The sequence below is a fragment of the Lentilactobacillus kefiri genome (genome assembly GCF_009739535.1).
GTDB lineage: Bacteria > Bacillota > Bacilli > Lactobacillales > Lactobacillaceae > Lentilactobacillus > Lentilactobacillus kefiri.
In genome coordinates this window covers 709197-734154 of sequence record NZ_CP029971.1, presented here as the reverse complement: position 1 = coordinate 734154, position 24958 = coordinate 709197, and the positions used below count along the sequence as shown (strand labels likewise).

The following is a 24958-nucleotide window of genomic DNA, read 5'->3' as shown; positions in this document are numbered from 1 at the left end:
ATGGAATAACGAAAAAAGAGGCTGGACAAAAGTGAATGATTTTGTCTCAGCCCCTTTTCATTTGGACACCTTTTATGATGCAAAATTTATTTAGAATAAAATGAGAGATTTATGACAAAATGCTCACTTAACATGATAAAATCGTTTCAACAAATACTTTTGAGGTGATAATAGATGACAAGAAAAATTGGCGTTATAGGAATGGGCCACGTAGGCTCTACCGCTGCACACTACATAGTTGCCAACGGTTTCGCAGATGACTTGGTATTAATTGATATTAATGAAGACAAAGTAAACGCCGACGCAATTGATTTTGAAGACGCAATGGCGAATTTACCGGTTCACACCAACATTACCGTCAATGATTATTCAGCATTGAAGGATGCCGATGTGATTATTTCAGCCCTGGGAAACATTAAGCTGCAGGATAATCCCAACGATGATCGGTTTGCTGAATTACCCTTTACCAGCAAGGCGGTTAAATCCGTTGCTCAAAAGATTAAGGACTCAGGCTTTAACGGCATCATTGTCGCAATTACCAATCCAGTTGACGTGATTACTTCTATTTACCAACAGATTACGGGACTTCCCAAGAAACATGTCATCGGAACCGGAACGTTACTTGACTCGTCACGAATGAAGCGGGCCGTTGCCAAAGAATTGAATTTGGATCCACGATCGGTAACCGGCTTCAACTTAGGTGAACACGGAAACTCTCAGTTTACTGCCTGGTCAACGGTTCGGGTACTCAGTCGGCCAATCACTGAGGTCGCAAAAGAACGTGGGCTTGATTTAAATGCTTTGGATAAGGCTGCCAGAGAAGGTGGCTTCAACGTCTTCCACGGTAAAAAATATACCAACTACGGTGTGGATACCGCTGCCGTTCGCTTGGCAAATACGGTTATGAGCGATGCCCATACTGAATTGGCGGTATCCAATTATCGTGAAGAACTTGGAACTTACTTATCCTATCCGGCAGTTGTCGGCCGTGACGGAATTATCGAACAGGTGCAATTAGAATTAACCGATGAGGAGAAAAAGAAACTCCAAATCTCCGCTAACTACATTAAGACGAAGTTTAAAGAATCAATGGCATAATCACTCAATATAAAGTAAATCATCAAGCCCTCCAAGAATACTATCATTCTTGGAGGGCTTTTAGCATTGTAAGGATCCTGGAAACGTTGCTTATCAATGTTCGTTTTGGGACAAAAAAATAACCTCTGGTACTGAAGCACCAAAGGTTTAAATCAAATTATCTAACTCGAATTGTTAATATACTTATATTATAACGCGAAAGAATCGGTCTGTCAACGTTGCCGCAAAAATAAATTCGAGTTTGACATGGTGGCATGCTCGACCTAGAATTGAAGCAATTAATAATGAATGGAGCAATAAATTTTGCTAAATAACGATCAAGCGTTTCACCCAAATGGATACAATTCAGCTGAGTATCGCAGCCTGAATTATTCCTATCAACAGAAAATGACCGAATTATTCTCCCATCGCCGGATCAATTATCCAGCTAAAAAACTGCAGTTTGAAATTGAAACGATCAATTTAACCAGCACCATGAGCCAGCAGCAGTACCTCAGGCTTCAAAGCCTGGTGGCCAAATTTCCAAAAAAGCAGCGGAATGGTGAAGAGCCGGTAACCGGTCAGGATGATTATCAAAGTATTATTCTTTATCATGACTATAAATTGTTTGATGCGACCCAGTATGTCGTCCGCAGCCCGCTTGGATTTGGCTATACAGTTAGTCAATACTTTGCGATTACCAGTGAGCGGATACCCGGGAGCCCAAGCCATGATGTCAAAGTGACCTTAACGATTCACCCCAACCGATTCTTAAATGTATTGGAAGAACCGTTGATAAGACTGTTAGTTGAAAAAGTTCTGCCAATTTTGACGGCCCCTCAAATTTCAAAAATGGTGTTCACGTTGGACATGCCACTTATTATGAATAACTTTCATGTTCAAATGACTGGGGAGATTGGGACCAGGCAACACATTACTCAGGAACTCAATGCTCATCAGGAATATGAGCTCAGTCGTATTGAGTACGATAACCCGGAAGGAACTCGTCAGCTCACAGTTTATAATAAGTTTCAGTCGCTACTGGACAATCAGTTGCTTGTGGCCGATACAAATTATATTTCAGCACGGGAAGCCGCATACTACCGTGATCAGGCTGATAATGAACAATTTTTGACCAGAATAAGTTTGGCGGTATCGACACCGAACGCCGTCATGCGGTATATGAAGAATCACGAGTGGCTGATGCGTGACATTACGATTGAATATCGGGATAATAGCGGCATTCAGAGATTTTCCGGAACTGAGCACGCAACTAACGGCAAAGACTTTCGCCGGTCATTTAATCGGATGCTGACTTATCGGTTAAAAGAAATTCAAAAACGGGCAAGGCAGTTGCCTTATTTGACGGCAAATATTTGGCAAAATACATTCCACTAAATTGGAATAAATCTCATTAAATGAAAATTTGGTGTTGAACTGACATCTCAGTGTGTTATGATTTCATCATTATAAAAAATTCTGAGGTGATTTGATGACAAGAAAAATTGGTGTTATTGGAATGGGAAGCGTGGGCTCAACGGTGGCTCATTACATAGTGTCCGGCGGCTTTGCGGATGATTTGGTCTTAATCGACGTTAATGAGAAAAAGGTTAAAGCGGATGCTTTGGACTTTGAAGATGCAATGGCCAACCTGCCAACCCATACTAACATCGCCGTGAACGATTACGGTGAGCTGGCAGACGCAGATATTGTCATTTCTGCAATTGGCAAACTTCAGTTACAACGTGACAACCCAAGCAACGACCGATTTATCGAATATCCGTTCACACAAAAGGCAGCTGCTTCGGTTGCGGGGAAAATTAAGGACTCCGGTTTCAACGGAATCTTAATTGTGATTACCAACCCGGTTGACGCAATCACATCAATTTATCAGGCAGTTACCGGTTTGCCGAAGAAGCATGTCATTGGAACCGGAACTTTATTGGACTCGTCACGAATGAAACGTGCCGTTGCCAAGAAGCTGGATATCGATCCCCGTTCCGTTTCCGGGTACAACTTGGGTGAACACGGGAATTCACAGTTTACCGCATGGTCGACGGTTCGGGTTCTTGGTAAGCCAATCACTGAACTGGCAGTCAAAGAGGGCTTGGATCTCGACCAAATTGATGAAGATGCTCGAATGGACGGCTTCGTAGTTTTCCGTGGCAAGGGCTACACGAACTATGCCATTGCCAGTGCGGCTGTGCGCTTGGCAAACGTTGTGTTAAATGATGCCAAGACTGAATTACCGGTATCCAATTACCGCGAGGAACTTGATTCATACTTGTCATATCCCGCAATTGTGGGGCGTGACGGAATTATCCAACAACTGCAACTTGACTTAACAGATGAAGAACTTGATAAGCTTCAAAATTGCGCCAACATCATTAAAGAAAAATTTGAAGAATCAAAAGAAAATAATTTTGCGACCGAATAATGATAACGCCATAGAACACTTTTTCATTAACTAATGCATATTAAAATCGAGTAACCAATTTTTACGAAACGGGAGTGAGCCATCTTTGACTCACTCCTGTTTATTTTTGTCTTAGTACGTTTGGATGATTGATAAAAAGGCATTTTGTTACCATTTTGTATTTTGTCTGGTATCCAAACTATATTATAATTAAAACAGCTTGTCTTCATGCGAAAAGAGTTATTTTTAAATAATGTTCATATTCTATGTCTGAGGGGGCAGTTTTCAATTGTTGAGAAATCGTATCGCTTATTTTGCTGTGCTCATTTTAGCTGGCGCAGCAATATTTATCACGTGTTCATCCAATGCTTCAGCCGCAGGGTTTCAACGAGTTCAAATTCAGGAAGTCGCACCCATTCATTCCCACGCGTATGCGGTCAAAAAGCACGCCAAATTATATACCAGTTTGAGCTTCAAGCATTACGTCACCACTAAGCATTACCGAAAGACCGCCTGGTATCGGCAGCGTTTTGCCAAAGTCTCAATTAACGGCAAAAAGAAAATCATCTTTGAACTTCAAAGTGCCAATGGACGATATACATATTGGGTATTTCATTCTCAAGTAAAAGGCATTGCATCAAAGTCGTTTAAAATTGCATTACCATCAGCTGGTAAACGATTCGCCCATAAACGGATTGGAGTATTTGGTGACTCGATTCCTTCTGGCTGGGATGGTTTTCATTTTTATCTGAACGATTCCTATCCCGATTGGACAAGAAAGTACTTGGGATCCAAACCCAAGCTACGAAATGAAGCAGTTCCCAACGCCCAGATTGTCGGTCATGAATATCGATACGTAGGCGGTAGATATAACAAGGTTGTTCCTAGAGATCTAAGCGTTGTTCTTCGGCACAATCGACGGACTATTAAAAAGATGAACATCATTTTCGTTCATATCGGAACCAATGATTATACTAATTGGTCACGATCCGGTAGTCTGACCAACGTGTCCCGCCATTTATATTGGGAAATCAGATATATCCGCAGAATTAATCCCCGAGCAAAGGTATACGGCATATTACCAATTTCCAGATTTGGTAACTTCGGTCAAGACTGTGGTAATCTTCCCAATATGTATGGTTACACCCTGAATCAATTGAGAGTTGCCGAATATCGGGTATACAAAAAACTCGGAGCAACTGTCGTGAACTTTGACAGAATTGCTCCGAATGTGATTGACGCCCGTAACCGAACCGTTGCCCTGCAGGATCATAAAATTCATCCGACTGCCAGGACTGCTCAGAAGCTGGGTTATTATTTGGCAAAATGGTTGATTAAGCATTAAGTTGGGTGATTAGTTGGCAAACAGTGTGTAAATCCAATAGCCTAAGAATCCGATACACATGCTCAGTGATCCAAAAATCATGATTTGAACTGCGCACACGAACGTTTTGGTTTTAATCTGTTCATGATTAAAAATCAGTGATTGCTTAATGATTAAGGGAATCGCCAATAAAATCGAGAATAGTGCAAGTGGAAAAACGCCAATGTACATGGCATAAAAGACTAATAAGATAGCAATAACGTTTGCGGAGTTAAACATCATTAGCGCATTTTTAACGCCGATATAGTGCACAATCGTCCAGCGATGGTTGACCTTGTCTTCGTGTGCATCACAGATATTGTTTGCCAGCATGATGTTGGCAATCCAAAAGAATAGTGGTGCTGATGCCAGTAGAATTTGACCCAGCAGGGATGCTTTCCACACGAACATCTGATAGGAGTTGACGTATACTGAAATCAGCGTGATCATGATGCCCATTGCAAATGCGGAAGCGACTTCTCCGTATGGGGTACTTGAGATTGGATGTGGACCTGATGAATACATGATCCCGATGGCAAAACAAATTAAGCCCATCCACAGCAATGGCAAGCCAACTTCGAAAACCAGGTAGAGCCCGATTAATGCGGAAGGGACAATCATGCCAACGATCATTGTGCGGATAAGGTTTAACGAAATGTGCTTGCGGCCAATAATATTTGTGTCGCTTTTCCATTTGTCCTCACTGGAATGCATGTAATCGTTATAGTTGTCCAAAGTATCGACGGTCATGTTGAATAGAATCATTGCGATAAAAAAGAGCACAGCATACAGGCCGTTAACTGAACCGAGTAGATACCAGCTGAAAAACAGTCCCGTGAAAAACGGGAAAACACTGGCTGCCTTAGCCCTGAGTTCGACTAGTTCGGCAAAAGTTGATAAACTCATCTTGACCTCCAATAAATCAATTATTTCAAAAACACTTACCATTATAACAAAGGAGCAGGAAAATGAGCCTGACAAATAAAACCCCGGAACCAAAAGTTGAATCATTATTTAATCAAATCGCCGATCATTATGACAGCATGAATTCCCTGATTAGTCTCGGAAACCACAAGCACTGGCGCAAGCTGGTGATGAGGCAGCTCAATGTTCAACCCGGCACTTTTGCGATTGATGTCTGCTGCGGCACGGGGGATTGGACGATTGCACTGGCTAAAGCCGTTGGGCCATCCGGACAGGTTGTCGGCCTCGACTTTAGTGACCAGATGCTGAAAATCGCCGAAAAGAAAGTAGCTGCTGCCGGTTTGCAGGATCGGATAACTTTTGTAAGGGGGGATGCCATGCACCTGCCGTATACCGATGACAAGTTTGATTTGGCAACCATTGGCTTTGGCTTGCGTAACGTGCCGGATGCCAACCAGGTTCTCCGTGAGATGACCAGAGTGATTCGCTAGCATGGCCGGGTTGCCTGTCTTGAGACGTCAAAACCGACGAATCCAGTTGTGAAGCTGGGATGGAAAGTCTATTTTAAGTTGGTCCCAATTATGGCAAAATTAACTGTGAATAAATATCGCGAATATTCCTATTTGCAGCAGACAACCGCAGAATTTGTGTCGGCAGCCAAATTGGCTGAAATGTTTCGAAACGCTGGCCTCACCGATGTCAGCTACCGTCAATTTACTTTTGGAGCGGCAGCTTTTCACCTTGGAACCAAGCAATCTTAAAATTTCCCTTGATTCACAAGATTAATAACGTTATCATGTGTTTAACATATTCTAAGGAGATTTTAATTATGCAACATCAATTAAACATCCAAATGAATAGTTGTCGATATTACTTTTGGTTTTTCCAAGTGTGATCTGTGGATAAGCCAAGAGCATTTCGTAATGCAAATTAAGGCCGCACAGATCACTGAGTTGACTGTGCGGGATTAAACCTATGGTGGGTCCTCACAGTCAGTCCATTGACTTTGGGGACCCAATTTATTTAGGAGGAGAATATATAATGAGTAAATTATCGGACAAGATGAACAAACGGGTGGCATCTTTAACACCAGCAGCAATTTTAACTTTCAACGCAAAAATTTCAGCGATTCCGGATATCGTCAAGCTGACTTTGGGTGAGCCTGATTTCAATACCCCGGAACACGTTAAGCAGGCTGCCATCAAGGCGATCGAAAACAATCAGAGTCATTACACCAATTCACGGGGAATTGAAGGCCTCCGTCAAGCGGCTGCCAACTTCTTGAATACAAAATATGGCTTGAATTACGATCCCGACAAGCAGGTTATCATGACGGCCGGTGCCACCGGTGCGATTTATGCGGCCTTAACTGCGATGATTAATCCTGGTGATACAGTCATTGTCCCAACACCAATTTTCCCATTATACGTTCCAATCCTCATGTTGGCTGGCGCAAAGCCAATCTTCGTTGATACCTCCGACAATGGTTTTGTTCTTTCGCCAGAAAAATTGTCTGAAGCAATTGAAGCAAACAAAGACACTGTTAAAGCAGTTATTTTGAACTTCCCGAACAACCCAACCGGTGTTACATACCACAAGGACGATCTTCAAAAATTGGCTGATGTGATTTCCAAACACGATATCATTTGTTTGAGTGATGAAATTTATAGTGAATTAACATACGATGGCACCCATGTTTCAATGGGCTCAATTCTGCCGGAACAAACCCTTGTGATGAACGGAGTTTCCAAATCCCACGCCATGACCGGCTGGAGAGTCGGCATGATTTGCGGACCTGAGGACATTATTAATGAAGTTGCCAAGGTCAGTGAATTTACAATTACGTCGCTGGCCACCAACACTCAAGTTGCCGCCGAAGAAGCATTTAAGAACGGCATGGATGACGCATTGCCTATGAAGAATGAATACATGAAGCGCCGCGATCTCTTGGTTGCCGGTTTGGAAAAAGCCGGGTTCAGTTGTCCTAAACCCAACGGTGCCTTCTATGTCTTCGCAAAGATCCCTGACGGCTTGAACCAAAATAGTGAGGAATTCTGTTATGACTTGGCCGAGAAAGCCAAAGTTGCATTAATTCCCGGTTCATACTTCCTGCCAGGTGGTGAGGGCTACGTCCGAATCAGTTACGCTGCTAGTGAAGAAAACATTCAAGAAGCAGTTAGTCGAATTCAAAAATACGTTGACAAACAATCAGTTAAATAAAAGGGAGTCTGAATTATCTTGAAAATTTTAATGTACAATGTCCGACCAGATGAACAAAAGCCATTGAATGAATGGGTTAAGCAAAATGGCATTCAAGTTGATACGAATTCCGTTCCGTTAAGCACCGAAACGGTCGATCTCGCCAAGGGATACGATGGCATTGTTATTCAGCAGCATGGTCCCATTTCCGATCCGTCGATCTATGAGAAGCTGCATTCATTTGGCATTAAGCAAATTACATTGCGGATTACCGGTTTTGAAATCATTGACTTGGATCAGGCAAAGAAAAATGACTTGGTCGTTACCAATGTGCCGGCATACTCACCACGTTCTGTCAGTGAGCTGGTATTAGCCGATGTCATGGGCCTGCTTCGCCATATCGGTGAGGTTCAGGAACGTGAGAAACATGGTGACTTCAGCTGGAAGGGTATTGAAGCCCGTGAAATTCATACGTTGACCGTTGGGATTATCGGTGCCGGTAAAATTGGGAGTGCCGTTGCCCGAATTTTCAGAGCTTTGGGTGCAACAGTTATCGCCGCTGATCCGGTTCATCGGCCAGAGTTAAACGATACCCTGACTTACGTTGATCATGATACGGTATTTAAAACTGCGGATATTGTCACCATGCATACACCTTTAACGGATGAAACCAACCAGATGATTACTGCAGATGTCTTCAAAAAAATGAAGCCAACAGCTATCTTCATCAACGCTTCCAGAGGCCAGGTTGTCGATACTGGTGCGTTGGTTTCCGCACTTGAAAATAAGGAAATTTCCGCTGCTGCGATTGACACCTTTGAAGGTGAAAATACCATTGTTGGTCAGGATTTGACCGGCAAGCAGATCGATAACGATAACTTGAAGAAGTTGCTGGCAATGCCAAACGTCAATGTAACGCCGCATATTGGCTTCTACACTGAAGTGGCTGTGCAGAACATGATTGAGATTTCTTTGAATGATGTTGTCACTATTTTGAATGGTCAAAAGAGTCCCCACGAAGTAGGAGAATAATATGAATATAATATCGGAACCATCAACACGGCTAAATGGCCGTGACCTCATAATGAACACGCTGAACGGACTGTCAATCGGAATTATTGTTGCTCTGGTCCCCGGAGCCTTGCTTAATCAATTGGGCAAATTACAAGTTTAATCCGAACAAGCCCGGAATCTTTCAATGGCAGTCTGTTGATGATGTATTTTTAATGGTCGTTGATTAATTAGTTCAAGTGCTGCTAGGATCTCATCAGTCGTTACTTGGCTAAAATTGGTCTTTTTCGGGAAGAACCAGCGTAACCGTCTATTAAAATATTCATTGGAACCTCGCTCCCATGGTGAATATGGATGGCAAAAATAAACTTTGATCTGATAATCCTGTTCTAAGGCCTGATAATTGGCAAACTCTTTACCATGATCAACAGTAATGGATTTTACTTGGGGACCGAAGACCCCCATAAACTTGCCAAAGGCGGTGTTTAGAGCCTTAGCCGTTCTATTAGGGGCTTTGATGGCCCATAGAAGTCGGGTCTTACGTTCTACGAATGTAACCAGACATGATCGTGACTCACTTCGACTAGAAAGCACCGTATCTACTTCCCAATGACCAAAAGCTAACCGTTGATTAACAGTTGTTGGCCGTTGTTCGATGGAAGTCCCACTTGTAAATTTCCCACGATTTTCGCTCACTCGGTGCTGGCGGACATTCCGATTGGGTAGATCAGTCAATTTGAAGGGGAGCCAGCCACGATTAAGCCAATTATAAATTGACGCAGTGCTCAAGTTATAAGCGGCCGCAATGGTTTCTGGTGACCAGGTTAATCGTAAGTGATTGGTAATTAAAGTCGCTAATGCTGCCGTCAGCATCGAACGACGACCGCAATTCCGCCTTTTGCGATCTGCATCTTGCTGAGCTAATTCTGGATCATAAGGTTTAACCCGGTCCAACTCATAGCTAATCGTAGCTTTGGCGACGCCTAAGGCGTCAGCCATTACTTGGTAAGATTTATTCCCCTCATTGACCAGTTGTGCTAGTGCGCCACGTTGAAAACGTGATAAAATAGATGTACCCAAAGTAATCACTCCCTATATTGGTTGGAATTAGTTACTACCATTGTAAGTGATTGCTTTGGGCTTTTTAATTTCTGTTCGGATTAATTATAGAATTTGCCATTGTTAAAGGCTTTGCTTCCGGTATTTCCACAGGCTGCTTTCTTTCTAACATTAACGGGGATGGCCACCGTCTTAATGGCACCCGTCAGTGCCGTCTGTGTTGGCATGATGGCCGGCTTTTCACCGATTCAAACGTCATCACTGGCATTGGCAGCGATTGCCGGTGCCGGTAATTTTCAGTTGAAGGGAACCTCGTACGTGGTCGCTGGCAGTGGCGATGTGATTAATATTGCGATTACAATCATGATCGGTTATTTGATCATTGCACTGCTTGGCCAAGCTTTAAAAGCATACACAATTTTGTTAATTCCATTGCTGGTGCTGATCATCGCCGGTGGTATTGGGGTTCTGACTTTGAAGCCGGTCGGGGCAATTACCCAAATGATTGGTCTGGGGATTGAGCAATTAGCCCAACTTCAGCCAATTGTGATGGGCATCTTGATTGGAATGGTCTTTTCGATTCTGATCGTTTCACCAATCTCCTCCGTTGGAATTGCAGCCGCCATTGGGATCAATGGCCTTGCTGCCGGGTCAGCCAACTTGGGGATTGTTGCTGCCAGCTTTGCCTTGGCAGTCTATGGTTGGAAAGTCAATTCAGTTGGAACCTCGTTGGCGCATTTCTTAGGATCGCCCAAAATGCAGATGGCCAACATTTTATCCAGGCCCAGACTCATTGTTCCGGTTGTCTTAAATGCAGGGATTATGGGTGGTCTTGGTGCGCTGTTTGGCGTTTCCGGGACGCCGATGTCTGCCGGATTTGGATTCGCCGGATTGATCGGCCCGATTGCTGCAATTAATGGTTATGGAAATGCCAATATACTGAACATCGGATTAGTCACCTTGCTTTTCTTTGTGATTCCGATTGCCCTCGGACTTGTTAGTAATTATCTATTTGAAGCCAAGTTCCATTATTTTGATTCACAAGATTTTGAGTTGAATTATTAATAGATGTCAGTCAATTAGCAGCTAGGTTGATAGTTGGCTTCTGTTATGGAAGCCGTTTGCGAAACATTAACTATTAGAGAAGAAAAATCCCACCAGATATGGTGGGATTTCTTGTGGTTTTACTTGGTGAATTATACTTTTTGGTGGCTTCCTTTTATATAGTGGAAACGTGTTTCGACGACCGGCTGAAAGCCTGTCTAGCCTACTTGGCGACGCAACTGACACTGCGATCTAAGCCACTTTGATTCAAATCCAAATGCGGAATTTAAATCAAAGCGGCCTTAGCTCTCCGTGTCAAAACGTTGCTCGTCACACTCTTTAAATTTGCCCCCATGCATCCGCCGCAATTGTTGGGAACAATGTTACCAATCGTTCCAATTGTGCCGGCTCGAACTTGAATACGATTGCCGGTAACAATGCGTTGATTGCGTCTTCTGCTTGGTCACTGATTTCAGTGGCGCCTACCAAGTGATTTTGTTTGTCATATACTAATGTGTTGTCGCCGATATCTTCCTTTGTTACTTGTCGGTACCAGTCATCCGGCAGGTGGTTTTCCTTGGTCGTGAAGTCGTCTTTATTAGCGTCTTCCACAGAAACACCGACCTTGGCGATTCTTGGTGAGGTGAAGACAACCGATGAAATTTCCGGATAGTTAATAGCGTCAGTCGTATCACCGGCAAATGTGTGCATCAGGTAGATGGATTCGAAGATTGCGGTTGGCGTGAGCTTTGGCTGATCCTTGTCAATCACGTCACCTGAAGCGTAGATGTTATCAATGTTGGTTTGCAGATGATCGTTGACTTTGATGCCTTTTTTAGTGTAGTCAACGCCAACTTTGTCCAAACCAATATCATCAACGTTTGGTACCCGGCCGGTGGCATCCAAAATCCAGTTGGTCTTTACTTGGCCGCCATCGTAATTAACGATGAAGTTATTGCCATCTTTTTCAAAACTAGAAACTTTGGCATTATTGATAAATTCAACACCACGAGATTTCAAATCAGCAACGATTTGATTGACGTATGGTTGGTAAAACTTCCGTAAGACCTTGTCACCGTGGGTAATCACTGTGACTTTGGCACCGGCAGCGTTGGCAATTGTTGCGAACTCCATGCTAATATAACCGGCACCAATAATTGTGATGTTGGCAGGTAAGTCGGTTAAGTTCATGAAGTCAGCACTGTCATGAGCCAATTCAGTGCCGGGAATATTTAAGCGATGTGGATGTTGACCGGTTGAAATGACAATCTTTTCTGCTGTTTTAGACTCATCACCAACCAACACAGTGTGGGCATCTTGGAAAGATCCGTGACCCTTAATGATGTCAATGTTAACCGACTTCATTAAGCCACCGATCATGTCAGGCAACCCCTGGATGACTTCCTGCTTGTGCTTTTCGTTTTCGGTCCAGTTAATTGAAAGATTGCCGTTAACGATTCCCTGGAGTTTTTCAGTTAATCGAGTTAATTTAACCGGTGCATCCAAAGCGATCTTGGCGTTACAGCCACGGTTCGGACAGGTGCCGCCAATTAAGCCGGATTCAATTACGCCGACCTTTTTGCCGCGGGCAGCTAGTGGAATTGCGCCATCAAAGGTGCCGTGGCCACTACCGATATATAAAACGTCATAATCATAATTTGCCATAAAATAAGCCTCCTATAATTCTGAGTAAAAACCGATTATATCTTGAACTAACCAAAGCGTAACCTGTAAATAGGTTGTGTGCAATGAATTGGCCTGAAAAGTTTCCAGCTCTCGAGACTGGTTATGTACGCATAGTGTTGAAATCGTTATACTTAAAATAAAAACAAGAGGAGCTGATCGTATGCGCAGAAAAGATCGGGAAGTCACTGATATTAATGAAATTAAACAGATACTAAAAGATTCCCACGTGATTCATAGTGGGTTTAGAACGGACGATTATCCATACGTTGTGCCAACCAACTTTGCCTATGAATTTGATGGGGATAACCATTTGACGTTGTACATTCACGGTGCGCCGGAGGGTACCAAACGTGAATTGATCAAAAAAGACGGCCGGATGGGGTTTGAAATTGACGACGGTGGGCAATTAATGGTTCCTAAAGATCCCAAGGAAAACACCCCGAGTTTTGCTTATCGTAGTGTAATGGGCTATGGGGATGCTGAACTGGTGGATGATCCAGAGACTAAAAAGCACGCTTTACAATTGCTGTTGGGGCATGAAACCGGTCAGAAACTGGCTGATTTTGATGTTTCAGAGAAGACAATCGAATACGTTGGCGTTATTAAAATTACGGTGAAGTCGTATACTGCCAAAGCTCATGGTGGTGATGATCCCGAGTTCAAATAATAAAAAGCATTGACCAAATTTGAGGTCAATGCTTTATTTTTTATGAGTTTGATTTTGAATCATGCTTTTGCGCTTCACGCCTCCAAAACCAACCAGGAATTGAAATCAGGATGCCCAGGGCAAATGGCATTAAGCTATAGAGCAAGGCACCGCTTGAATGATCGCCACTCCACCACATGAAGTAGCATAGTGAAAGCACTGAAACGATGAGTGTTGCAAGCGGAATTGTGATTGTTAAGTATTGGATCATGCGGTCACGGAGTTGCTGCATTGTCATTGGAACCATCTCCTTACAAGTAAACTGTAGCACTTTGACAATATTATTCTCTTTTCGAACCTTAAACTACTTGGTGAATGACAAGGTGAATATGTAAAAAACTAACAACATTATCAGGGGGTGCCACTTTAACTTGATGGCTGATCTTAAAGAATGTTGCCATCGATTGATGTGATTATTGGATTCCTGGTACTTCAAGTTATCAATAGTTTTAGCCGTGATAATAGACAACTCATAGATTATTCCGGCAAATGACAATGTGATGACTGCATACAGCAGTGTTGCTGTAACCTTACCACTTAAAAGGTTAAAAATGAATTGTAGAAAGTACAAATCAGCCGTAAAAACAAGAATACATGTTGGGACGAGAACAATTCTTCGGATGGGGATGAATGAAGCCACTAAATACGCGAACAGTATTTCCAACACAATGGTCACACTGGTGTTCAAGGATTTAAAGGATAGTAAATTGAGATTTGTTGGGTGGACATCTAAGGATCCTCGTAGATATAGGATGAGGATAAAGGCAAGACCAACGATGGCCCATCTTATCAAAAAATTAGTTGCTGAACGCGACAGTTTCATTTTTTGAGTCATACTATCACCCCTTAATTTTTCATCAACTCATAATATATTATGAAATTAATGGTACGCCAGTAGTTCCCCCCCCCCACAACCCCTTAACCAATAAGTTCAGACAACCTTCACAGAACGGTCACAAAATCCTCACAATCTTCATAAAAAATTCACTAATTGACGTCTGACGTATACATTCGCCAACTTTCGTTCTATCATGATGGTAGCGGTTCCAGAACTCCTGGATTTGAAAGAAGGTTCATCTATGTTCTTTATTGATACATCAAGAAATGGCAAGCCTGTCTATGATCCGATTGTGAATCAGTCTTTGGATAATTACCTTGTAAATGATTTGAAGCTCCCCGGCTACGGGTTAATTATGTATGTTAATCAACCGGCGGTTATTGTTGGCGTTAATCAGAATGCATACGCCGAAGTCAACATGCCTTATTTGAAGGAAAAGGGTATCAAGCTGGTTCGACGGACTTCCGGTGGTGGTGCTGTTTACCATGATTATGGCAATATTATTTTTGAAAATATTGTAATTAACGATGATGAGCACTTTGGTGACTTTAAATATTTTGCCCAACCAATCATTGATGCCTTGCATGACATGGGCGCAACCGATGCCGAGATGCGCGGCCGAAACGATATGGTGATTGGCAACCAAAAGTTTTCTGGGATGACGATGTTTAAGGTCGGCAAGTCCTATGCGGCCGGTGGGACGTTGATGTTTGATTTGGCTATGGATGTGGCCACCAAGGTTCTGACTCCGGAAAAGGACAAGTTGGAATCCAAAGGGGTTAAATCTGTTGAAAGCCGGGTCACTAATGTTAAGCCATTCTTGAAACCCGAATTCCAGAATTTGGATATTGAAGGTTTTAAGAAGGCTTTACTGTTGCGGTTGTTTAACGCCAAATCATTGGATGACATTGAAACCTATCATTTGAACGATCACGACTGGTCGATTATCGATGAGCGTTTGAAAGGCAAATATGATACTGATGAGTGGAACTATGGAAAGAATCCCGGCTTTGATTATTATGTATCCAAACATTATGATATCGGAACGGTCAGCTTCAACTATTCATTGAATGGAAATACGATTTCTGATATTAAAATATATGGTGACTTCATCACTGGCGGTGATATTTCAGTAATTGAAAAGGTCCTGAACGGTGTTAAACTTACGAAAGATGCTTTGGTCGCTGCTTTGAATAAAGTTGATATTAAAGGCAATCTTGGAGATGTTTCGGCTGATGAGTTGGCAGACTTGTTGTTGGAGAAAACTAAGATTAGTTAAATATTATTTTATATCTTCAAATGTCAAATTAAGTTAGAAATTTTAGCTGCTCATCAGTGATTTGATTTACGAATGCCTCAAGTGGTGTTTGATAATTGAGACTTTTTCTGGGAATATGGTTCCGTCGACTAGCAACAGCCTGGACAAATTCATCTGATAGCTGGTCCATGATGAGATCATGGTGCAACCCATCCTTACGAAGTAAGTTGTTGGTGTTTTCATTCAACCCACGTTGATTGGGTGCTCCTACAGCGGCAAAGTAAATATTTAAATCAAACTGGTTAGCAATCGTTCGCCAACCGGCGAACTCCTTACCATTATCAAACGTGATGGACTTAAACAAGTGGCGTGGCAGCTTCGTCAACCAGGCTGCTAAACTACGATTGACGTTTTGTGATGACTTGGTATGTGAATTCAAAACAATTGCGACCTTGGTCTGCCGTTCAACCAGTGTGGTTACGGCACCCTGATGGTTTTTGCCTTGAACCGTGTCGCCTTCTAAATGACCGAATTCTCGTTTAAAATTAGGATAGTCCTGATAACGGGTTTTTAAATCTCTGCCCAATTGCCCAGCTTTTCCTCGTCGTTCAACGTACCCATTAGGGTGACGCTGACCATGCATGGGTAAATCTTTGGCGAACAAGCCAAAAGCATCATGTTTGAAAATGCGATATAGGGTTCGTACGCCGCAGCTAAAAGAACGTTCGTGGCGATTAATAATTGTATCTGGTTGCCACCCCGCTTGAATTTTGGCTTGGATATAAACCAGTTCATCAGGGGCTAGTTGAATGGGCTTACGCCCACAATGTTGTTTGTGCCGTCGATAATGTTGTTGGTAATCAATAAGCGTACCGCCAGCGTCAAGAAAACGATAGATGCGATAAACGGTTTCAGCACTCCGGTGGAGTGCTGGTGCTACTCGGTAAGCCTTTTTATTGAGCTTCCAAAAGGAATAAATTGTAGTGAGTTCGTCTATGGTAAGATGAGTATAGGTCATTTGTGATCAGCCTTTCTTTTGATTTCAACACTCAAAAGTCTATCACAAATGGCTTTTTAAATTTCTAACTTAATTTTACAAACAGGGTATAGAAAAACAATGGCCCCCAATAAGCTTATAAAAGTTTATTGGGGACCATTTAGTATACTCATTGTAGTTTCTTTAATTGATCATAAAAACTTTCATGAGATCCAACTAAAATAATCACTATCACTTTTCCATTGATGATCGAATATGCTATTCGATACATGCTTTTTTGATAGGTGATATTCCATGTGTATATGCCCGCAAGATCGCCATGTTTTACCGTCCCATGTTCAGGATTGCTGGGGATATCTTGAAAGATTGCTTCCACAATTAATTGTTTAAATCGTTTATCTTTAATCTTCTTGATGTATCTCTTCACTCGGTTAGGAAGCTCAATCTCATAGCCCAATTTCTTTTTCAAAGGCCTCTCGGGTTGTCGGAACTGAGGAGTCTTTTGCTTCTTTTACCATTTGTTTCCAGGCACCATTCAACGCCTTCTTACGCTTTGTAAACTCCTTTGGTACTTGTTCCTCAGGAATCTTATCTTTTACAATATCGTTCAAGATGTCTTCATCAAAATTAAAGAAGTCGTCATCCTCTTTAACAAACTCGTAGAAGATACCATCGGGCGTTAACTTTGGCTTCACTGTGACGCCGGGGCCAATGTTAAACTTACTGGGCACCGTCAACATAATTGAGTTTCCTTGTTTTCTAGTCTGAGTTTCCATTTAAGTCACCCCATTTGTTCTTATTAGTAATTACATTATATCTGGACTTTTTGATAATTTCAATCAATATATCTGTAAGCTAATCCTTTGACCTTTCCTGCCCATTCGTGGAATAATATGGCGTCATAAGTAATGCGAACAGTTTTCGGGGGTGAGCATATGAAGCAGGCACAAAGCCAAGAAAACGATGATGTTCAAGCTGGCGTGACGATGATGGGGATGTTCAAATTTGTGTTTGGAACGGTTCTTAAACGACCGTGGATTCTGATCGTCAACGTTGTTGTTCTGACCATTCTATCGTTGATGGATTTCTTATTGCCACAATTCAACCAGTATATTATTGACCACGTTATTCCAAATAAAAGTACCGCGCAGCTAGCCGTTGTCGTTGGCCTGCTGCTTTTGACCGTCACAATTTCTGGGATTTTCACCTATGTTTCAACCTATTACATGGGCGTGATGAGTCAGGGGGCCATTACAAATCTCAGAAATCAGCTTTATCAGTATCTGATTAGACTGGATACGCATTTCTTTGAATCCAGTAAAACCGGGGATTTGATGGTCCGATTGACTTCGGATATTAATAATCTGCAGAACCTGATTTCGCCGAACATGCTGTCATTGATTGGGAGTATCTTCACGTTTGTTGGCGTTCTGGGATTTGTGTTCTTTGTTAATTGGGAAATGGCTTTGGCTGTCAGTCTGACATTTCCGTTGATTTTCTTAGCTGTCCGAATTTTTAGAACCCGGATTCGTGAATCGTATCGAAAAGCCAGACAGTCACAGGCACTGATGACCAATCAGCTGCAAAACACCCTGACTCAAATTCAGTTGATCAAGAGTTACACAACTGAGGATTTGGAATCACAACGCTTCGATAAATTAGCAACCATGAATAAGGATAATATCATTGAAGCCACCAAGAATCAGGCAATTTTCTCGCCGCTGGTAACTTTCATTGAATACCTTGGCACGGCAATTGTCCTGTTTTTGGGAACCCTGTTTGTTTTCAAAAACCAGCTGACGGTTGGACAACTAGTTGCCTACCTGAGTTATGTAGGAATTCTTCAAAGCCCGATTAGTGCTTTTTCCAGACTGCTAAATCAGTTTCAGCAATCCTTGGTTTCATACGGCCGGATTGTCAGCATCATGGGCTTGAAGCCGGCAATCGTGGATGATAAGGATGCAGTTGAATTTCCACAGATTAAGTCTGGAGTCAAATTTGACCACGTGACATTCTCGTATACGTCGGATGAACCGCAGTCACCACATAAGTCGGCCATCAGGGATGTGTCATTTGACATTCCATTTGGCAAGCAAACCGCCCTGGTTGGCCATTCAGGTGCCGGTAAATCAACAATTACCGATTTACTGGACCGTTTGTATGATGTTAACAGCGGTCAGATTTACTTTGACGGCATTCCAATTAAACACATCAGATTAAAATCGCTCAGACAAAACATTGCGATTGTTTCTCAAGACATTTTCATCATTGACGGCACGATTGCCGACAATATTCGTTATGGGACACCCGGTGCCACGGACGAACAGCTGTGGCAGGTTGCCAAACTGGCGGATATCGATGATTTCATTAAGGGATTACCCAACCAGATGAAGACCCAGGTTGGCGAACGGGGAATCCGTTTATCTGGCGGGCAAAAGCAACGGATTGCGATTGCCCGAGCCCTGCTGAAGGACGCCCAGATTGTGGTTCTTGATGAAGCCACTGCTTCTTTGGATAATGAATCAGAAAAGACCATTCAACACGCATTGGAAAACCTGATGGAGCAACGGACATCATTGGTCATTGCCCACAGATTGTCGACCATTCATAATGCCGATCAAATCCTGGTAGTGGATGATGGCAAGATTGTGGAACGGGGAACTCACAATGAATTGATGAATGAAAATGGGTATTACAAGCAGCTTTATGAGGCCCAATTTGAATAGAGCAGATTAGTTGAGCAGTCATGAATTTGATATTCGTGACTGCTTTTTTTGGCCTTTTAGTTTACACTGAACATAAATACTAAAAAATGGGTGACGAAAAATGAAGACAATTTACGATTATCAAGAAACCGAAATGAGCGGCAAAACGCTTGATTTAAGTGAGTTCAAGAATAAAGTTGTGATCATTGTCAACACGGCCAGCAAGTGTGGCTTGGCACCTCAACTGGAAGGCTTGGAACAGCTATACAAGAAGTATAAAAATGAGGGACTGGTTGTTCTCGGACTGCCTTCAAACCAGTTCCATCAAGAGCTTGCCAGTGATCAGGAAGCTGACGAGTACTGCCGGCTGCATTATGGGGTAACATTTCCCATGACAAAGCGAGTCGTTGTCAATGGCAACGGTGAAGATCCTTTGTTTACCCACCTTAAGAACGAATCCGGCCACGGCAAAATTAAATGGAATTACACCAAATTTTTGATTGGTAAGGATGGTCAGTTGATTCATCGTTTTGCGCCAATTACTAAACCCGAAGCAATGGAAGAAGCCGTCTACACCGCGCTTAATACAAAAATCATCTTATAAGAAGGCAACAAGTTGAATTCGACCTATTTCAAAGCAACAATTCGCGAAATAACTTACTCTTGGGGTAAGTTTATTTCGATTGTCCTCATAATCCTGCTGGGATCACTACTCTATGTTGGGATCCGGGCAACCGGACCTGATTTGGATAATTCTGCCGACCGGTACTTTGCCCAACAGAATTTGGGGGATCTAAATGTCACTTCGACACTGGGACTCACAAATAAAGATTTAAGTCTGATCAGGAATGATAAAAATGTTAAGACTGCCGAACCTAACCATATGGTGACGGTTAAGAAGTCTCAAAATCAGGTTGTTCAGGTCTACTCTTACTCAAAAACAGCCAAACTGAATCGGTTAAAATTGGTTTCTGGTCGGCTGCCGGTCAATGAAAACCAAATTGTGTTGGATGATAAGGCCAAATCTGACGGCTATAAATTAGGTCAAACTTACACGTTGCCTAAAATGGACGGCTTGAAATCCAAGTCGTTTAAAATTGTCGGCTTTGTTAATTCACCATTATTTGTCAGCTCCACTGATCGGGGAACCACCAACGTTGGCAGCGGTGAAGTGGATTACTTTGCCTATGCGCCAAGCCGGGCATTTGATCAGAAAGCTTTCGCAATGATTGCTGTCCGTTTCAATAACACCAGTGGCTTGACGGCTGGCACCAGCAAGTATAATAAGCGCGTCAATTGCGATCAGGATCGACTTGAAAGCAAACTTGATGCCCGACCGGAGCAAAGGCGTGCCGAGTTGATTGAACCAGAACTGGCAAAGGTTAATCAGCGTTTAACCCAACTCCAAAGACAGGCCAAGCAGCTTAAAGCCGTCCCGGCCCAATATCAAAGTACAACGACAAAAGCAGCTGCCAAAAAGATTTTGGCCGGCATTTCAAAATTACAAGCTGCCAAGAAGGCTTTACAAAAGACTCCCCAGGCAACCTATCTTTATAATGACCGGACCGCTAATGTGGGCTATCAGGACTACTTTGACGAATCCAAGAGTATTGCGGCTATCGCGGTGATCTTTCCGGGATTCTTCCTCTTCATCGCTGTTTTGATTACATTCACGACCATTTCCAGGATGATTGAAAAGAACCGGCGAGAAATCGGTTTGATGCGAGCCCTCGGTTATACCAAGGGCTTCATTTCAATGAAGTATGTCATTTATTCGGTTCTGGCCGGGATTCTTGGCTCCATTGCAGGAGGCGTGTTCGGCACGATTACTTTGCCGAAGTTCATCTTTGGGATGCTCAGCAACAATAATTTGACCCAGTACCATGGGGTCATTCCCTGGGCATTTATCGTTGAAGCCCTCGTTGCCGGTCTGGTTGCAACTCTTGGAAGTGCCGCTGTTGTTTTGATGATCAATCTCCGTGAAAAACCGACGGAACTAATGCGTGAGCGGGCTCCTAAAGCCGGCAAACGGATTTTGTTGGAGCGAATCAAGCCGCTTTGGCGTCGAATGAATTTCAACCAGAAAGTTAGCTATCGAAACCTCTTTCGATACAAGACCCGGATGATTATGACGATTGTCGGCATTGCCGGCTGTACGGGATTGATGCTGGCTGGATTTGGGATTCGAGATTCCGTTAACGATTTGATTCCGGATCAGTTCAATCAGGTACAGCATTATCAGGGGATTGTGACACTGGCCGATTCGAATAAACAAATTCATGATAAAAATATTCAATCTCAAAAATCGGCAATGGTTCAATCCGTCACCGTTGCCCCGACAAAGGGCATTAAACGTAATGCAACGGTCACAATGATTGCGCCTCAATCGACTGCGCATTTTGAAAAGTATGTTTCACTAGCCAACCCAAAAACCGGCAAAGCCGAGAAGTTTACGAATACCGGCGTCATTCTTACCGAAAAGCTGGCAACTGATATGAATGCCAAAAAGGGCACCGTGTTGTCCGCAAAGCTTGGCAACAAGCTGCTAAAAGTTCGAGTTGCCGGGATCACCAAGAATTATGCCGGTCACTATATGTATTTGACGCCAAAGTATTTTAACAAAGTTTCATCGACCAAATATTCACCAAACTCACGGCTGCTCAAGCTTAAAAGCGAGACCACTCAAAGCCGTCATCATACCAGTCGGAACGTGCTGAAACAATCCGGCGTTTTGAATGTTACTTATCCAAGATATGCCAACAGTACACTTGGCACGGTTGGCTTGAGTTCAGTTGTTTTGATCTTTATTGCCTTATCGGCAGCCCTCGGGTTGGTGGTTCTTTACAACCTGACCAACGTCAATATTTCCGAGCGAATGCGCGAACTATCAACTATTAAAGTTCTCGGATTTTACGACAACGAGGTGACGGCATATGTTGCCAGAGAAAATGTGGTTTTAACCTTGGCCGGCATTTTCTTTGGCTGGTTCATCGGTTTGATTCTCCACCATTTCATCATGATTAAGGCTCAAACCGGTGCCATCCTATTTCCGCTAACGGTGCATTATCCCGGCTATATTTGGTCGGCTGTTTTGACGGCCTGTTTTAGCTTGGTAGTCGGCGTGATTACCCACTATAAATTGAAAAATATTGATATGTTGGATTCATTATCTTCTCGGGAATAAATGTAGAATCTAAATATGAAAACACAAAAACGTCGGGTAATCACCCGGCGTTTTATTATTATAACAATTTGTCTATAAATAACATTTACATTTGTTACGCAAAAGGCTAATATTGAATGTATTCGGAACTTTACGAAATCTTAACAAATGTTCATTTCTGAGGGGGAATTGCATGAGGTCCATCAAGAGGGTTATTTGTTTTGCCCTATTTTTAGTGTTGTTTTTGGCGCTCCAATCGCCAATCAACGCAAATGCCAAATTTCATATTTATCATCAACGTTCATCAGCATTACATAAAGGTCGGTTACGAAACCTGAATAATTCGAAGGTTCATTACGTGAAAGTGCCTAAAAAATATTATCACGTTACCCATACCGGCATTGAGCACGAAATTGCTTCAGAACGAGGCAAAAAAGTCACATTTAGAACTCGGTATATCTTACCGTTGCCAGGTAAAGATGGCCAACGATGGGGAAATCCGCAGTCAATTGCCATGAATGGCAAAAGTTATATGTACATTGTTTATTGCCCAACCAATATTCGCAATAAGGGTCGCATTGTCAGGTTTAACATCAAGAAGTTGGATGCAATGGGTATTCAACTTCATCCAAAAGAATTGCGCGATGCCTATCATAAGCATCATGGCAAATACTCAAAGATCCAAAAGAAGATTCATAAGTACATTAAAGTCGGCCCAATCTTTACAACCGGACACGGCCAATCACTTGCATATAACTGGAAAAATCACGGTCTGTATATGTGGCGCGATAAGGAAAAGGCACCACGAGTTCCTGTCAGCAACTGGGGTTATATCCAACACATCAAGGCTTCCAGCTTAAGACCGGATCATGCGATTCGTTTCCGGCTACACAGTCATGGCGTGTCGGTTCCCGGTGGCCATGATTTGACCTTTGATAAGTATGGCAATGCCTACTTCTGGTCATTCCCCGGTTGGGGTGCGTATATCTTCAAAGGTAAGATTCATCACCGATCCGTTCATTTCCGTTTAACCCACCAAGTCTTGAAACACTTGCCTGGAACCCGCATTCAAAGCATGGGATATAATCCCGTCCGCAAGCGGTTGTTGATGCTGTCAGATGCTTCGATTGCCAGTTTTTCGTCCAAACGATTAAAAGGTCATGGGCATCTGACCAACCACAACTTTGAATGGACACAGTTTGGTCCCAAACGCGAATTTGAAGGGATTGCCTATGATGGCTCTTCACGTGGTAATTTACTGGTCAACCACTGTCCCGAAGTTTTACAAGCAAATCGATCATATTAATAAATAAAGTGTAGATTTTTCAAGTTCAAGATGTACAATAATGTTATCAAAGTATATCAAATTAATGGAATATCTGGAGGGGTATTATGAAGTTTGGTAAGTTATCTGTGGGAATTGCTACGGCAATTTTGTTGAGTACGTCATTTGCTGGAACTGTTGATGCTGCTACGATTGTGCAGCACAGCAATGCCATTAGCCAGTATTCAGGCTCGAGTTTACGGATCCTGAACAACAGCAAGGTTCACTTTGTCAAAGCCGGTAATTATGGTTGGTCCAAGAATCCATCCGGCCGTGAAACTATCAAGAGTGTTCACGGTACTAAATGGACTTTGAAGACCAAGTATCTTCTGCCAGCTACGCATGAGGCACTGGGTAAATCCAGTCGGGATGTGACTAATCCTCAAGCAGCTGCATTTGCCGGTAAGTATCTGTTTGTCCTTTATGCACCACATCAATTCCATGGTAAAGGATTTATTGTTCGTTATAACAGAAGTACCTTGAATCATATGAGCTTAAGCAAAGCTCAAAACTCACTAGGCAAAAAGACTGCCGGCATGAAGGTTGGACCAATGTTCAACGTCGGTCACGGTCAATCATTGGCATACAACAAGAAGCACCACTCAATCTGGATGTGGCGTGACCGTGCCGATATGAAGCCAACTGCCTGGTCAACAATTCAACGAATCAGCATGTCTTCATTAAAGCCCAACAGAGCCATCAAGTTCCATATGAATAACCGTGGTGCAATGGTCCCTGCCGGCCACGACTTAACCTTTGATAACTCCGGTAATGCATATTGGTGGGGAATTTCCGGCGGCCACGTTAAGATTTATAAAGGTAAATTGGGCAGTCGTTCAATCCACGTTCGTTTGGCTAAGCAAATGCTGAGAAAACAAACTGGTACTCATCAACAAGCTATGGGCTACAACCCACACAACGGCCGACTTTACCTGGTTTCCGATGATTCAATTCAAACCCTTCCAGCCAGAAAGTTGAATGGCCGCGGCCACTTGCGTCCAAGCGATATCAAATATATGCGCTTTAATTCACACCGTGAATTTGAGAGTATGATTTTTGGTTCAACCGGTCACGCAATGTTATTGTCCAACCGAAATCCTGAACTTTTGAGATCAACAACTCGATATTAAAATCATAAAGAACCGCGAAATTGCCGTCTCTGGCCGTTTTGCGGTTCTTTTAAACTTT

At 42.8% G+C, this 24958-nt stretch carries 20 protein-coding genes and 3 pseudogenes; 16 read left to right on the top strand and 7 right to left on the bottom strand.

What is annotated here, in order from left to right:
* Positions 1-174: 174 nt before the first annotated feature.
* From DNL43_RS03765 to DNL43_RS03750, 4 genes are all read left to right on the top strand, one after another.
* The gene (locus DNL43_RS03765; protein WP_054769537.1) at positions 175-1098 is read left to right on the top strand and encodes an L-lactate dehydrogenase; all 924 of its coding nucleotides are present in this window, start codon (positions 175-177) and stop codon (positions 1096-1098) included.
* A 303-nt stretch (positions 1099-1401) separates the two neighbouring features.
* Positions 1402-2475 carry a hypothetical protein gene (locus DNL43_RS03760; protein WP_056983120.1) on the top strand — a complete coding sequence of 358 codons (1074 nt, stop codon included), beginning with the start codon at positions 1402-1404 and terminating at the stop codon, positions 2473-2475.
* A gap of 94 nt (positions 2476-2569) precedes the next feature.
* Complete coding sequence (locus DNL43_RS03755; protein WP_056983122.1) at positions 2570-3514, top strand: L-lactate dehydrogenase; 945 nt, start codon at positions 2570-2572, stop codon at positions 3512-3514.
* Between the two features lie 268 nt (positions 3515-3782).
* Positions 3783-4838, top strand: coding sequence for an SGNH/GDSL hydrolase family protein (locus tag DNL43_RS03750; protein ID WP_056983124.1), 1056 nt, complete (start codon positions 3783-3785; stop codon positions 4836-4838).
* Positions 4839-4847: 9 nt separating this feature from the next.
* Here DNL43_RS03750 and DNL43_RS03745 read toward each other — a convergent pair whose 3' ends face one another.
* Entirely contained in the window at positions 4848-5762 is a 915-nt protein-coding gene (locus tag DNL43_RS03745) for a 1,4-dihydroxy-2-naphthoate polyprenyltransferase (protein WP_056983126.1), read from the bottom strand.
* Positions 5763-5824: 62 nt separating this feature from the next.
* On the opposite strand from DNL43_RS03745, the pseudogene DNL43_RS03740 reads away from it, so the two are divergent.
* The 4 genes and pseudogenes from DNL43_RS03740 to DNL43_RS03725 form a co-directional block, all read left to right on the top strand.
* Positions 5825-6541 (top strand): annotated as a pseudogene (locus DNL43_RS03740) (demethylmenaquinone methyltransferase).
* Positions 6542-6821: 280 nt separating this feature from the next.
* The gene (locus DNL43_RS03735; RefSeq protein ID WP_056983132.1) at positions 6822-8000 is read left to right on the top strand and encodes an aminotransferase class I/II-fold pyridoxal phosphate-dependent enzyme; all 1179 of its coding nucleotides are present in this window, start codon (positions 6822-6824) and stop codon (positions 7998-8000) included.
* Between the two features lie 15 nt (positions 8001-8015).
* Entirely contained in the window at positions 8016-9011 is a 996-nt protein-coding gene (locus tag DNL43_RS03730) for a D-2-hydroxyacid dehydrogenase (RefSeq protein WP_179286818.1), read from the top strand.
* Position 9012: 1 nt separating this feature from the next.
* Positions 9013-9144 (top strand): annotated as a pseudogene (locus DNL43_RS03725) (PTS sugar transporter subunit IIC); the annotation flags it as partial.
* Positions 9145-9149: 5 nt separating this feature from the next.
* Here the strand turns inward: DNL43_RS03725 and DNL43_RS03720 are convergent.
* Positions 9150-10070 (bottom strand): IS30-like element ISLsa1 family transposase, encoded by a 921-nt coding sequence (locus tag DNL43_RS03720; RefSeq protein ID WP_156645000.1) that lies wholly within the window; start codon positions 10068-10070, stop codon positions 9150-9152.
* Between the two features lie 99 nt (positions 10071-10169).
* On the opposite strand from DNL43_RS03720, the pseudogene DNL43_RS03715 reads away from it, so the two are divergent.
* A pseudogene (locus tag DNL43_RS03715) lies at positions 10170-11114 on the top strand (PTS sugar transporter subunit IIC); the annotation flags it as partial.
* 318 nt (positions 11115-11432) lie between these two features.
* On the opposite strand, the gene DNL43_RS03710 reads toward DNL43_RS03715, so the two are convergent.
* A complete protein-coding gene (locus tag DNL43_RS03710; RefSeq protein WP_054769535.1) occupies positions 11433-12758 on the bottom strand; it encodes a dihydrolipoyl dehydrogenase family protein in 1326 nt (441 codons plus the stop codon).
* A 181-nt stretch (positions 12759-12939) separates the two neighbouring features.
* Between DNL43_RS03710 and DNL43_RS03705 the strand changes: the two genes are divergently transcribed.
* A complete protein-coding gene (locus DNL43_RS03705) occupies positions 12940-13446 on the top strand; it encodes a pyridoxamine 5'-phosphate oxidase family protein (protein ID WP_054769534.1) in 507 nt (168 codons plus the stop codon).
* Between the two features lie 40 nt (positions 13447-13486).
* Here DNL43_RS03705 and DNL43_RS03700 read toward each other — a convergent pair whose 3' ends face one another.
* Positions 13487-13723, bottom strand: a complete 237-nt coding sequence (locus tag DNL43_RS03700) for a hypothetical protein (protein WP_054769533.1) — start codon at positions 13721-13723, stop codon at positions 13487-13489.
* Positions 13724-14564: 841 nt separating this feature from the next.
* On the opposite strand from DNL43_RS03700, the gene DNL43_RS03695 reads away from it, so the two are divergent.
* Complete coding sequence (locus DNL43_RS03695; protein WP_095344971.1) at positions 14565-15602, top strand: lipoate--protein ligase; 1038 nt, start codon at positions 14565-14567, stop codon at positions 15600-15602.
* A gap of 28 nt (positions 15603-15630) precedes the next feature.
* On the opposite strand, the gene DNL43_RS03690 is transcribed toward DNL43_RS03695, so the two are convergent.
* The 3 genes from DNL43_RS03690 to DNL43_RS03680 all read right to left on the bottom strand — a co-directional run bounded on the left by DNL43_RS03690 (position 15631) and on the right by DNL43_RS03680 (position 17354).
* Positions 15631-16599, bottom strand: coding sequence for an IS30 family transposase (locus DNL43_RS03690; RefSeq protein WP_054769923.1), 969 nt, complete (start codon positions 16597-16599; stop codon positions 15631-15633).
* 148 nt (positions 16600-16747) lie between these two features.
* Positions 16748-17005, bottom strand: a complete 258-nt coding sequence (locus DNL43_RS03685) for a type II toxin-antitoxin system RelE/ParE family toxin (protein WP_191991390.1) — start codon at positions 17003-17005, stop codon at positions 16748-16750.
* A 19-nt stretch (positions 17006-17024) separates the two neighbouring features.
* Positions 17025-17354, bottom strand: a complete 330-nt coding sequence (locus tag DNL43_RS03680; protein ID WP_095345006.1) for a toxin-antitoxin system — start codon at positions 17352-17354, stop codon at positions 17025-17027.
* 159 nt (positions 17355-17513) lie between these two features.
* On the opposite strand from DNL43_RS03680, the gene DNL43_RS03675 reads away from it, so the two are divergent.
* The 5 genes from DNL43_RS03675 (at position 17514) to DNL43_RS03655 (ending at position 24900) form a co-directional block, all read left to right on the top strand.
* Positions 17514-19304 (top strand): ABC transporter ATP-binding protein, encoded by a 1791-nt coding sequence (locus DNL43_RS03675; RefSeq protein ID WP_054769677.1) that lies wholly within the window; start codon positions 17514-17516, stop codon positions 19302-19304.
* Between the two features lie 100 nt (positions 19305-19404).
* Entirely contained in the window at positions 19405-19887 is a 483-nt protein-coding gene (locus DNL43_RS03670) for a glutathione peroxidase (RefSeq protein ID WP_056981802.1), read from the top strand.
* Between the two features lie 12 nt (positions 19888-19899).
* A complete protein-coding gene (locus DNL43_RS03665) occupies positions 19900-22467 on the top strand; it encodes an FtsX-like permease family protein (protein WP_056981805.1) in 2568 nt (855 codons plus the stop codon).
* 172 nt (positions 22468-22639) lie between these two features.
* Positions 22640-23752: a hypothetical protein gene (locus DNL43_RS03660; RefSeq protein WP_054769678.1), complete on the top strand. Its 1113-nt coding sequence runs from the start codon at positions 22640-22642 to the stop codon at positions 23750-23752.
* Between the two features lie 86 nt (positions 23753-23838).
* Positions 23839-24900, top strand: a complete 1062-nt coding sequence (locus tag DNL43_RS03655; RefSeq protein ID WP_156644998.1) for a hypothetical protein — start codon at positions 23839-23841, stop codon at positions 24898-24900.
* The last annotated feature ends 58 nt before the right edge of the window (positions 24901-24958 follow it).

What these genes read in the sequence shown, in the direction of transcription:
- DNL43_RS03765 (WP_054769537.1), top strand. Translation starts at nt 175, where the DNA reads ATGACAAGAAAAATTGGCGTTATAGGAATGGGCCACGTAGGCTCTACC.
- DNL43_RS03755 (WP_056983122.1), top strand. Translation starts at nt 2,570, where the DNA reads ATGACAAGAAAAATTGGTGTTATTGGAATGGGAAGCGTGGGCTCAACG.
- DNL43_RS03745 (WP_056983126.1), bottom strand. Translation starts at nt 5,762, where the DNA reads ATGAGTTTATCAACTTTTGCCGAACTAGTCGAACTCAGGGCTAAGGCA.
- DNL43_RS03735 (WP_056983132.1), top strand. Translation starts at nt 6,822, where the DNA reads ATGAGTAAATTATCGGACAAGATGAACAAACGGGTGGCATCTTTAACA.
- DNL43_RS03710 (WP_054769535.1), bottom strand. Translation starts at nt 12,758, where the DNA reads ATGGCAAATTATGATTATGACGTTTTATATATCGGTAGTGGCCACGGC.
- DNL43_RS03705 (WP_054769534.1), top strand. Translation starts at nt 12,940, where the DNA reads ATGCGCAGAAAAGATCGGGAAGTCACTGATATTAATGAAATTAAACAG.
- DNL43_RS03700 (WP_054769533.1), bottom strand. Translation starts at nt 13,723, where the DNA reads ATGACAATGCAGCAACTCCGTGACCGCATGATCCAATACTTAACAATC.
- DNL43_RS03695 (WP_095344971.1), top strand. Translation starts at nt 14,565, where the DNA reads ATGTTCTTTATTGATACATCAAGAAATGGCAAGCCTGTCTATGATCCG.
- DNL43_RS03690 (WP_054769923.1), bottom strand. Translation starts at nt 16,599, where the DNA reads ATGACCTATACTCATCTTACCATAGACGAACTCACTACAATTTATTCC.
- DNL43_RS03680 (WP_095345006.1), bottom strand. Translation starts at nt 17,354, where the DNA reads ATGGAAACTCAGACTAGAAAACAAGGAAACTCAATTATGTTGACGGTG.
- DNL43_RS03675 (WP_054769677.1), top strand. Translation starts at nt 17,514, where the DNA reads ATGAAGCAGGCACAAAGCCAAGAAAACGATGATGTTCAAGCTGGCGTG.
- DNL43_RS03670 (WP_056981802.1), top strand. Translation starts at nt 19,405, where the DNA reads ATGAAGACAATTTACGATTATCAAGAAACCGAAATGAGCGGCAAAACG.
- DNL43_RS03660 (WP_054769678.1), top strand. Translation starts at nt 22,640, where the DNA reads ATGAGGTCCATCAAGAGGGTTATTTGTTTTGCCCTATTTTTAGTGTTG.
- DNL43_RS03655 (WP_156644998.1), top strand. Translation starts at nt 23,839, where the DNA reads ATGAAGTTTGGTAAGTTATCTGTGGGAATTGCTACGGCAATTTTGTTG.